The 2,388-nt window shown below is 61.6% G+C and carries 4 protein-coding genes; 2 read left to right on the forward strand and 2 right to left on the reverse strand.

Annotation, left to right across the window (positions count from 1 at the left end):
• Together ENZ74_RS34725 and ENZ74_RS20405 are read left to right on the forward strand one after the other, a co-directional pair.
• The coding region (locus tag ENZ74_RS34725; RefSeq protein ID WP_206522304.1) for a hypothetical protein at window positions 1-198 on the forward strand (198 nt) is incomplete at its 5' end.
• Between the two features lie 267 nt (window positions 199-465).
• On the forward strand, window positions 466-1,140 hold the full coding sequence (locus ENZ74_RS20405) for a hypothetical protein (protein ID WP_063169523.1): 675 nt from the start codon (window positions 466-468) through the stop codon (window positions 1,138-1,140).
• A gap of 28 nt (window positions 1,141-1,168) precedes the next feature.
• Here ENZ74_RS20405 and ENZ74_RS20410 read toward each other — a convergent pair whose 3' ends face one another.
• Window positions 1,169-1,975, reverse strand: coding sequence for an exodeoxyribonuclease III (locus tag ENZ74_RS20410; protein ID WP_063169524.1), 807 nt, complete (start codon window positions 1,973-1,975; stop codon window positions 1,169-1,171).
• Between the two features lie 172 nt (window positions 1,976-2,147).
• Window positions 2,148-2,388 (reverse strand): outer-membrane lipoprotein carrier protein LolA (locus tag ENZ74_RS20415; RefSeq protein ID WP_164761099.1); only part of this gene is annotated, 241 nt, incomplete at its 5' end.

The following is a 2,388-nucleotide window of genomic DNA, read 5'->3' on the forward strand; positions in this document are numbered from 1 at the left end:
GTGGACGTGATCGCGACCCGCCATGCCAGCCCGACCGGCCTGGTCGCCGATGTCCCGGCGCCGACAATCATCGAAGCGGCGCAACGGATGCTGGCGACACGCCGCCGCGACCATCCCCATCTACCGGATCTCGCAGGCCTGTCAGCGCAGCAGCCCTGGGGCAACGACATGCGTGAAGACGTGAAGCGCGCCGTTTGAGTTCGAATTTATTTGGACGCGCTTCGAAGCGTGCTGGGATTCAGGTCGGGCATTTGCAGGCCGGCCTCCCCTGAACATCGGCGCCATGGTACAATGGGTTCGGTGGAGCGAAGCGCTGCAACCGTTCGATGCTGACCACCGGCACAATGCAGGCGGAGTTCTCGGCGCGGCAGAACTGGCAGCCATCGTAATGGATTAGGCATAGGTCAGCACTTCTTGATCTTTGATTCCAATGGAGTTCCTCTCAGTCCTCAATGAGAATAGCTAATGCCAGAGAACAGCGCGCCGAACACAAAGCATGGCGGCGAATGGACAATAGCCTGGCGCTTGGTCGTGGTGGCGGCGGCGGCGATTAACGTTGCGATGCTCTTGGCCGCGCTGTCCGTCGCGCAAATTCGTGGTCTGGACGCGTGGATCTTTTATCGAGATCCATCCGCAGCCGCCGGAGTCGGTTTCTATACGGGGTGGATTTCGTCCCTGGGTGCTTCGCTATGGATCGGCTCCGGCGCCGCAACCCTGTTTGCTGGCCTGCTCACGCGCCGATGGGATTGCACGTTTCTCGGCGGCCTTACCCTCCTCTTGGGCCTCGATGACCTGTTGTTGATCCATGAGGACGTGCTGCCCATTGTTGGGATACCGGAGATCGTTCCGATGATTGCCTACGCCGCCGCCGGGTTGTTCTGGTTCTTCCGGCTGCGACGGAAAACATTCGACGGCACGATCATCTTTGTGGCCGCAGGCTTCCTGCTGGCGATGTCAGCATCGATCGACCAGCTCGGAGAGCTGTTTCCTACCCCCGGTTCTGCGGCCGCCATCGCCGAGGACGTCGTCAAAGAGCTTGGCATCTTCCTCTGGGCGGCAGGTGCCGTTGGGTACGCGGCGATGGTGACACGATTGGGCCGCCCGTGGGTGGATCCAGCCGGTCCCAACTCTACAGACTGACTGCCGCACGCGGGCATTTTCGACCAGACTAGTCCAGATCGAACCGCGCGATGACAGGCACATGGTCCGACGGGCGCTCCCAGCCGCGCGCCAGACGCAGGATCTCGTAGCCGGAAAAGCTGGGCACAAGGTTCGGCGACGACCAGACGTGGTCGAGGCGGCGGCCGCGATTGGACAGCTCCCAATCCTGCGCGCGATAGCTCCACCAGGTGTAGAGCTTCTGCTCATCCGGCACGTTGAGCCGCATCAGGTCGGCCCAGTTGCCGGCGCGACGCATCGCCTCGAAATTTTCCGTCTCGACCGGCGTGTGGCTGACCACGTTGAGCAATTGCTTGTGCGACCAGACGTCATGTTCGAGCGGGGCGATGTTGAGGTCGCCGACCAGCACCGAGCCGGACACCTCGTCATGTTCTGCCCGGATGGCATTCATCTCGGCAACGAAATCGAGCTTGTGCTTGAACTTCCTGTTGATGACGGGATCCGGTTCGTCGCCGCCCGCCGGGACGTAGAAATTATGCAGCAGGATCGCCTTGCCGCCGGCCCGCACCGTCACCGAGAGGTGCCGGCTGTCCTCGATTTCGCAAAAGCGTCGCTTTTCGACCAATTCGATCGGCCGCCGCGCCACGGTTGCTACGCCGTGGTAGCCCTTCTGGCCATGGAAGGCGATGTGCTCGTAGCCGAGCTTGCGGAAAGCCTTCTCGGGGAACAGTTCGTCGGGAACCTTGGTTTCCTGCAGGCACAGCACGTCGGGCGCATGCTCGACGAGCAGGCGCTCGACGATCGGCATGCGAAGGCGAACGGAGTTGATGTTCCAGGTGGCGATGGAGAAGGGCATTTGGCAATCCAGGACAGCGTGCAACCGGCCAGAACCGATGGGTCCCGGCGGGGAAGACGCCTTTTGACGGAGTCGGTCCGGGAAATTGCCAGCCGCAAGCCGCAAAGACAAGCCGGGCAACGCTCGACGAGGCGCGGCCCGGTGCTTTCCACAGCTATTGGAGCGTTTGAAGCTAGCGCGCCTTGTTGGTGTTGAGCTCGCGGTTCGCCGTGTAGTCGATGGCGAAAGTATCCGGCGCGAAGCTGACGCCTTCCTTGGTGTTGAAGATCATCACCGTCGTATCCTTGCCCTGCGCGTCGGTGATCGTCCACTGCCGCAAGTCGAAGGTTTTCGGATCGAACATCATGGTGATCTTCGAATTGCCGAACACCGATTTGTCGGCGAGCTGGATGGTTGTGAGGTCGTCCTCCTGC

It is taken from the genome of Mesorhizobium sp. M7A.F.Ca.CA.002.15.2.1, assembly GCF_003998715.1.
In the GTDB taxonomy this organism is placed as follows: Bacteria; Pseudomonadota; Alphaproteobacteria; order Rhizobiales; family Rhizobiaceae; genus Mesorhizobium; species Mesorhizobium ciceri.